The 7,568-nt window shown below is 42.8% G+C and carries 8 protein-coding genes; 5 read left to right on the plus strand and 3 right to left on the minus strand.

The window, feature by feature from the left end; translation table 11 throughout:
• The first annotated feature begins 1,343 nt into the window (after window positions 1-1,343).
• The 5 genes from R7035_RS24735 to R7035_RS24755 all read left to right on the plus strand — a co-directional run bounded on the left by R7035_RS24735 (window position 1,344) and on the right by R7035_RS24755 (window position 5,177).
• Window positions 1,344-2,240 (plus strand): tyrosine-type recombinase/integrase, encoded by an 897-nt coding sequence (locus R7035_RS24735; protein ID WP_318146305.1) that lies wholly within the window; start codon window positions 1,344-1,346, stop codon window positions 2,238-2,240.
• Entirely contained in the window at window positions 2,237-2,884 is a 648-nt protein-coding gene (locus tag R7035_RS24740) for a hypothetical protein (RefSeq protein WP_318146306.1), read from the plus strand. The genes R7035_RS24735 and R7035_RS24740 overlap by 4 nt, the downstream gene beginning before the upstream one ends.
• Window positions 2,885-3,662: 778 nt before the next feature.
• Window positions 3,663-4,307: an AAA family ATPase gene (locus R7035_RS24745; protein ID WP_318146307.1), complete on the plus strand. Its 645-nt coding sequence runs from the start codon at window positions 3,663-3,665 to the stop codon at window positions 4,305-4,307.
• Window positions 4,304-4,588 carry a hypothetical protein gene (locus R7035_RS24750; protein ID WP_318146308.1) on the plus strand — a complete coding sequence of 95 codons (285 nt, stop codon included), beginning with the start codon at window positions 4,304-4,306 and terminating at the stop codon, window positions 4,586-4,588. The genes R7035_RS24745 and R7035_RS24750 overlap by 4 nt, the downstream gene beginning before the upstream one ends.
• Before the next feature lie 277 nt (window positions 4,589-4,865).
• Window positions 4,866-5,177: a type II toxin-antitoxin system RelE/ParE family toxin gene (locus tag R7035_RS24755; protein ID WP_318146309.1), complete on the plus strand. Its 312-nt coding sequence runs from the start codon at window positions 4,866-4,868 to the stop codon at window positions 5,175-5,177.
• 28 nt (window positions 5,178-5,205) lie between these two features.
• Here R7035_RS24755 and R7035_RS24760 read toward each other — a convergent pair whose 3' ends face one another.
• The 3 genes from R7035_RS24760 to R7035_RS24770 all read right to left on the minus strand — a co-directional run bounded on the left by R7035_RS24760 (window position 5,206) and on the right by R7035_RS24770 (window position 7,439).
• Entirely contained in the window at window positions 5,206-5,532 is a 327-nt protein-coding gene (locus R7035_RS24760; protein ID WP_318146310.1) for a helix-turn-helix transcriptional regulator, read from the minus strand.
• Between the two features lie 636 nt (window positions 5,533-6,168).
• The gene (locus tag R7035_RS24765) at window positions 6,169-6,825 is read right to left on the minus strand and encodes a quinolone resistance pentapeptide repeat protein QnrS2 (protein WP_012537714.1); all 657 of its coding nucleotides are present in this window, start codon (window positions 6,823-6,825) and stop codon (window positions 6,169-6,171) included.
• A gap of 383 nt (window positions 6,826-7,208) precedes the next feature.
• The gene (locus R7035_RS24770) at window positions 7,209-7,439 is read right to left on the minus strand and encodes a hypothetical protein (RefSeq protein WP_318146311.1); all 231 of its coding nucleotides are present in this window, start codon (window positions 7,437-7,439) and stop codon (window positions 7,209-7,211) included.
• Window positions 7,440-7,568: the final 129 nt, after the last annotated feature.

Raw genomic sequence — 7,568 nt, forward strand, 5'->3', positions numbered from 1 at the left:
ATTATTGGTTATATGTTAAATGGTCAATTTTACACTTCAAAACGACCCTTAGCGCACCTCCAAACACACTAACCCCGTTTTTAAGCACTCACTATGCCCTACTGACCCAGAAATCGGCCTGAAAGTTTGTGACGCTTTGAGGCTGATTTACAGGGTGAAAAACTACCACTCGATTTGGGCCAAAAAACCAACCAAAGTGGACAAAAAAAACTATTTGCACTTGTTTCCACCACAAAATTAGAAAGTTGATACAATTGAGTCAGGACGAACGCGATAGTGATTTTTAAGGGTAATTGCGCCCAGACAAAGGAGACTATCGTTAATGCTACTCAACATTGATCTACAAATTTCGATTCAAGCTCGCATCCCCCTCAAGCTCTTGCTTGTTCTTTTGCACCTAGTTGCTATTTTGTAGTTAGAACACATCATCCACACACCAGGTAAATCCGCCTAAGCGGTTTTACCTGGTGTGTGGATGAGACAAGCGAAGCGCGTCAGTTCGGAGCTGAGTGTTCATTTTTCATCACGCTGTCACCTCATACCCCCCTCAAATTTACTCAGAGCCTCTCCCTGTTTGCTCGCTTCGCATTGCAAATGTGGGAGAGGCCCTTCGCAAATTTCGCGAGACAACTCGCGCTGTGTAGAATTCTATTGAATCCTTACACAGCGCGAGTTGAAGGTGCATTTTTAGTATTTCGCGCAACACTATTAACGCAACATAATGATTCTTGAAAGCCACTGAATTCCGAGGCATACTGAAGACTCCTACCACTGCGGAAGCAGGACCCTGACCATATAACCGATTCGGTTGGTCTACGTTGCATTCAGAGCACCGTCCGGTCTGAGAACCGAGTTAATTTAGCTCTTGTCTGTGGGGAGTACGACCTAGTTAAAATCGTATGCGGTGGCAATGATTGTTGAACCATCGAGGCATCTCAAAGTAGCGAAAACAATAATTCAACAACGCTTTTCACTGGCGGATAGTGGACGTAAAAGGTGTGAACAGTCAGCCGGCTAAACGAAAAATAGCAAAATGGCGAACGGCAATGCCGTCTGAATTCGACTGAGAATTTGGCTAGTTCTTACAAAATCACGGGAGCACGTCATGCCGTTTGATCCTATCGCAGCTGGCGAAGCTGCAAAAATGGAGCGACAGCTCCGAAAAGGCCGCAACTACAAAAAACGCACCTCAAAATTAGAGCCGTTCCGCGCGGAAATCGTCTCTATGTACACACAGGGGCTATCCCTAGAATTGATCGCTACCCACCTCCACCGCCGTCATGGCCAGAGCGCTAGCCGAAGTACCATACACCGCTATTTAAGATCCATTGGGGTAACTCGCAATGGCTAGAGGACATTTTGCCAAATCTGAATCTCAGGCCGCCTCTGTGATGAAAGAAATGCAAGGTAAGGGAAACGCTATTGAGTCGGTGGGTACCGTCAGAAATTACGAACAAGCACTGAAAACTTGCTGTGACTACCTAAAGGAACACCGACTGGGATCACTCCGAGAATTAACGCCACAGCTGGCTCAATCCTACCTAGAAATTCGAGCGTCTGAATGTTCGCAAAGCACTGTAGACATGGACCGTCAGGCAATTCAGGCCATGATGCATCATGTCACGCACCGGCTAGAGCCTTCTCAGAAGCTCGATGTAGTAAAATCTGAACGTGAAACCATCGAACAGTCTCGCTCCTACACACCAGATCAGGTACAACGGATCACAGAGCACCAGACCGACCGGCATGCCCTTTCTACTGAAATCTGCCATCAAGCCGGTCTTCGAGCGCATGAACTATACACTCTGAGACCAAGTGGAGAAGTGCAGCCTAGTCCTCGTGATGTGCATCCCGATAAGTTTTCTCATATGCCAAATCAAACTCACACCTACACCGTAGAGGGGAAAGGTGGGCTTATTCGAGAAGTGCAAATTCCCACTCAATTAGCAGAGCGACTTGAAGCTCTTAGGCTCGATGCACCAAGGGATGTGATCGACAGAGGTGTAAATTACACCACTCATTATGACATTGCGGCAGGACATAAATTTTCAGACGCATTCAGCAAGGCCAGTTCACGGGCGCTTGGCTATTCCAACGGTGCGCACGGCCTACGTCACAGCTATGCCCAAGACCGCTATGAACAACTGGCAAACCACTACGCACGAAATGATGTCATGCGCATTATTTCTCAAGAGCTAGGGCACTTTCGACCCGATATTACTGAGGTGTACCTAAGATGATTTGGGGTATTTTAATCGTATGTATCGTGATGGTTGGCATAGTCTTAGCGGCGCCATTCTCAAAGTATCTCGCCCCCGGGGATGACATCGTACTCGCCAAGTTCAACCCAGACACAGGGACCCATGAGATCATCGCCTACGGAGCTGAGACATTGTGGTTCCAATGGCAATCATGGATTTACATCCTCTTATTCTGTGTAGCGATCGTCTACATTTGCGGGTTCTTCGTCAGCGCGTTCAGGAAGTTCTCAGATGAAGCGGTGATCAAAGAGAGACAGAAAGCCGCGCAAAAAACAGAAGAATTAGAGCGCTTAAAGCGTGAGTTTAAAAACCAAGTAACACAGGATGTTCAACGCGAACACAGAGAAGAGGATGAGCGACTAAGAAGAAGAGCACATGAAGTGGGTGCCATGCTCTCGCAAGCCGAATTGACCAGAGTAGAGTCAGAGAAAAGCTTGAAAGTAGCGAACCACATCGTGAACCGGCAGAACCAAGAGACCCAAAGCAAGCTTGGTCAGAGAGACCGATTGAGCGAGCAAAAAAAACTCATCGTGGACTACCTACAGCATTCAAATTGGCAATGGTCTGACGGTACGAAAGTGACTTATCAATCACTACTGAGAGAAGCGAAAAAATCCCGCTAATCTCCCCCCATACCCCCCTCTAAGAATCAAAGATTCTTTCTTCGGGCATTGCCCACCGAAAAGAGCTTAAAGGGCTGTTTGAAGTGCCCACGCTCTTTTGTGGACAAGCCCAAAAGGGCAAAAAGGTTGCCGCACAAAGCGGCGCTCTCAGCCCTTTCGGCTGCGCCGACCCCTACCCATTTTCGACTCGTTTTGAGTGAATCTGAGCATTATTTGTGGTCGCTTTCCGTGGAGTTTTTTCTCTTACCCTTTCGGGCTGCCCTGCGCTGTGAGTAAGGCTTTTGGCCCCCATTCCAGTCTCACAACACCAATCACTTATTCCTTTTCCGCAATCCCCGTCTAGCAGCTACAACAGGGCGGTTTTATCGTGCTTTCGCAAGTTATGATTGGTGCCTTTACCTACCACCTATGGAACATCCCTTGGTCGGTGGTTGATGCGCGTCGCTCTGTCCAAAACATCTTGAATCCAAACAGAGTGCAGGAATACTTGAAGTGCTAACTTGATATGGCTATCATGAAAGGACTTACCGGAGCTACCAAACTCGTAAGTATTCCGAAAAACCACCGCGCCAACGGTGGTTTTTTCACATCTGAAGCTAGATTATCTCTTCAAATCTTTGATCGCAATGATTAAAAATCAAAAAAATCACATTCAATCACCCCAGAAAAAGCTCAAATATCAACCAAAAAATACGTATAAAGTATATATTTTTTACGTAACCTAAATGTATAATACACGTATAAAATACGTATTTTATACATATACTAAGGTGCTCATATGATTTTTGTTATATGCAATGAGAAAGGCGGTTCGGGCAAGAGCAGCATCGCACAAACGCTGGCTGTCTACTTAAAATCTAAGGATGGTACAGACCCATTACTTATTGATGCAGACCCTCAAAGAACTACAGCTGAGTGGGCGTCCGAACGCTCAGAAAGTGACTTACCTCAGATCCCTTGTGTCGAGTTAACAGGAAACATATCTCGACCTTTACAAGATCTAGAAAAACGTTATGGCACCATAGTTATTGACTGCGGTGGAGCGGACTCCAAAGCAATGCGGTCGGCTTTGTCTTTTGCAGATATAGCATTACTGCCATTTAGACCCAAAAGAAGGGATTTAAAAGTAGCCCCTTCAATGTCTGAGATCCTGGAAACGGCACAAGCATTAAATGCAAAGTTAAAAATCTTCACTTGTATAACTCAAGCCCCAACACTACCTAGTCAGGCATATCGAATCGAAGCAGCTAAGAACCTTCTGTCCTCTTTAAACATGAACCCTTTAAGGCATATCACTCGCAATTTAAATGGGTGGGATGATGCAGATGAGTCAGGGCAAAGTGTTCTAGAGTGGTCTCAAGATCCCAAAGCAGGAGAAGATGCTAGAGCGTTATTTGATGAATTAATGGAGACCATAAAATGAGCAAGAATCCATTTTCAGATATCAAAAGGAAAGGCACCGAGCCTAAAAAATCATTCATCGAGTCTGCCAAGGTTGATGGCAAAAAAGACAAAAATGAGAGGCGAGGATCTAGTTACATAGACAAGGAAACAGGAGAGAGAGTACCTTTGTCAGGAAAAATAATCCAAGTTCCAGTTAATGGTTACGAGCTATCTATACTAGAAGATTTATCTAAAGAAGCAGGCCTACCTATAGGTACATACCTGAGAAACTTAGCTATGGACAAAGCTCAATCCCGATAAAAAGTATACGTATAAAATACATATTTTATACGTATATAAAATCATTACTTTTAAGTTCTAGTAGCAACATTCCCCTCTATACCCTCAACTCCCCTCAGAAGAAACAACACAACATATATAAGTTTTTATATTCTTGCGCTTGCCATAGCATGGTAAATGCTTATAATGAAAAATGATCCGCTATATATGCGCATCATTTAATAGAAAACAAAGAGGAAATAAACATGAGAAATGTACAAATAACTCAAAACCAATTAACCGATATAAGAGGTATAAAATGGCAAAAGATGTTTGCTTTAAAGGTGATTCACGAAAATCACTAGAGGACTTTCCATACAAGATAAGAGAGCAGTTCGTTCAGGCTATTGAAGCTATAAGATACGGCCTTAACCCACCACTAACATTGAAACCAATGAATGGTTTGGGAAAAGGCGTCGTAGAAATAAAGAAGAATGGTAAACCGGCTTACAGGGTGGTTTACGTAATAAAAGATGACACTTTATACATTCTTCATGCTTACTCGAAAACCTCAAACGGCACCGATAAAAAACACAAGGATACTATCTCAGCTCGCCACAAGCAGTTATAAACCTTTGTTTTTTTAAATTATAAACGGTCTATACGACCGTTTTTTTTACGTCCATGCTAATCGGCTTATTCATATCAGATGGGTCAAACCGGATATCCAACAGAAAACCTAGTTTACCTAGCATCTCTAAGAGCATATCGATGGAGAACTTAGAGATCTTGCCGTTCATTAGGTTACTTATTCTTGGTTGGCTTACACCCAAAGCTTCAGCAGCTTCCGATTGAGTCATCCCACTATTCTTTATAAGAGTGCTAACAATTAACATCATTTTTGACTTAGCAGAAACAAGGCTAAGTTCTACGGGGTTAGTTGCTAACAACTCTAGTGGGTTCGCTGACTGACTTACCTTAGCCATACGACCTCCACAAGTTGCCAATGATTTTACAGTAGTAGCTTCCATATCCTTATGAACACCACATATAAATGAGCACCAAAAATCAGTATGTCAATATACTTTATATACATAGTACTACGGGTCGCAGATTATACAAGTATTTTTATAAACTTCAACTGCAGCATGATGTCCTTGTACTTTACGAAAAGAAATGAAGAGAAGATGTTACTTGTAACAAGTAAAGCTCAGTAACTCAGTTCAAACAGCTCTTCAGTCCAAACGAAGTAAATTAATCAAGCGAGATTTAACGAAGCCGCCGCGTAACTCCATAGCTGCAGCAACTCCTACTACTATAGAGAGCACTAAAGCTATAACTGCTCCTAAGAAGCCTGCGCTCTTTGTTGTCGGAGGACATTAAAGTTTGAAACTTTTCTATTTCCGAAGTGCGTTACTATCGTGGCTAAAAGAACCCAATACTGACAATAAAGATCGACACTTAGATTCAATCAATGTGGCTATCCAACGAAAGTGTGACAACAAAGTTTGAAACTCGCTTTTGGACAAGAATGAGCTAGAAGTATTGCTCTAGCTCTGGTGATTTGAATTAGAAAATGTATTAATGTTGTGTATAGTTTATCAGCAGGTATTCGTAAGCATCTAGTCAGGAAAAACAACAATACCCAACGCTTCGAGAAGCTGTTCTTGTTGCCAGCTGGCAATTTTGATACCTGATGTATCGACTTTTCGAGGATCTAAACCGTCGAGTTCGGCGTGGCATAAATTAGCACCCTGTAGGCTAAACTGTCCCCAGACATCTTCAGAAAAAACACCTCGACTTAAGTCTGACTCTTTCAGTGATGCGCCCGCGAGGTGAGTCCCTATCCAGCGATTTTCAAACAGCTCACATTTTTCTAAACAGACCCGCTCCATATTGGCATAAGACAGGTTACATCCAGTAATAAAGGCTGAGCAAAAGTACATACGATTACTCACTTGATTGGCAAAGTTTGCTCGGGAAAAGTTGGCCCCTTTTAAATCACACTCACGTAACTCAATACCGTAGCAATTGGCATTACTAAAGTTTGCCATCGCAAGCTGGCATTGTTGGAAACTTGCATCGCGAAGGTCTGCGACATCAAAATGGCAACCTTCGATATCACCCTGTTCAATGAACTTGCAGTTAATAAATGTCGCATCACGCAAGTTAGCACGTCGAAAATCGCATCGGATAAAGGTGCAAGCAGTGAAAGTAATATCACTTAGATCTTGATGTGAAAAACTGTGGTGTCGATATGTGTGACGGTAGGTTTCCATGTTTACTCCTATGATGAACTGGACGCAACACTACCATCAAAGCCACATCACATCACCAAAATAAAAACACTAAAAATCAAGATCTTAAAAACCCTCATTTTGCCTATTTTAAGGGGGTAAAATAGCGCCCTGAGCCTCTATGTTAACGTTCAAAGTACGCGGCACCATTGAAAAAAAGTTATCCGCTTAAAAAGCCACAGAGAAAAGGAACTCAATAGATTACTGATGTCCGCCATTAGGTAAAGTAACCTTAAACGGAAGCCTGCAATTTGAAGTAGATACAAGGTCTAAGAAGGAATGGGGCAAAATCGTCTCAGAGAAGAAGGCAAACTACGACAAATGGCACCGAAAAGTTTCGTACTTTATTGTCATAGTTCTAATCTTTATTGTTCGAGTTTCAAACTTTGTTGTCCACCGACATTTGTAGAGAAAGCAGCTCCATCAACCCAAATGTAAACCACCATGTAAAGGCAGTATATAAGAGTGAAAGAAACCAAAATCGTCCAAAGCCAATAAACAACAACCTTGGAGAGTCTAGTTAAAGTAGATACCTTAACGTTACCCACTTTCTTTACTACATCTTTGATCGTCATATCTTCATCTTTATGCTTCATAAAACTTCCAGTAACCGATTCCCTGTTCAAATTTAAGCTAACACATATGCGCATTATTGGTTATATGTTAAATGGTCAATTTTACACTTCAAAACGACCCTTAGCGCACCTCCAAACACACTAACCCCG

The organism is Vibrio sp. 1731, from assembly GCF_033339955.1.
In the GTDB taxonomy this organism is placed as follows: Bacteria; Pseudomonadota; Gammaproteobacteria; order Enterobacterales; family Vibrionaceae; genus Vibrio; species Vibrio alginolyticus.

Bases quoted from the DNA above. Each gene is read 5' to 3' on its own strand.
- R7035_RS24735 (WP_318146305.1), top strand. From the start codon at position 1,344: ATGGCTAGAGGACATTTTGCCAAATCTGAATCTCAGGCCGCCTCTGTG.
- R7035_RS24740 (WP_318146306.1), top strand. From the start codon at position 2,237: ATGATTTGGGGTATTTTAATCGTATGTATCGTGATGGTTGGCATAGTC.
- R7035_RS24745 (WP_318146307.1), top strand. From the start codon at position 3,663: ATGATTTTTGTTATATGCAATGAGAAAGGCGGTTCGGGCAAGAGCAGC.
- R7035_RS24750 (WP_318146308.1), top strand. From the start codon at position 4,304: ATGAGCAAGAATCCATTTTCAGATATCAAAAGGAAAGGCACCGAGCCT.
- R7035_RS24755 (WP_318146309.1), top strand. From the start codon at position 4,866: ATGGCAAAAGATGTTTGCTTTAAAGGTGATTCACGAAAATCACTAGAG.
- R7035_RS24760 (WP_318146310.1), bottom strand. From the start codon at position 5,532: ATGGCTAAGGTAAGTCAGTCAGCGAACCCACTAGAGTTGTTAGCAACT.
- R7035_RS24765 (WP_012537714.1), bottom strand. From the start codon at position 6,825: ATGGAAACCTACCGTCACACATATCGACACCACAGTTTTTCACATCAA.
- R7035_RS24770 (WP_318146311.1), bottom strand. From the start codon at position 7,439: ATGAAGCATAAAGATGAAGATATGACGATCAAAGATGTAGTAAAGAAA.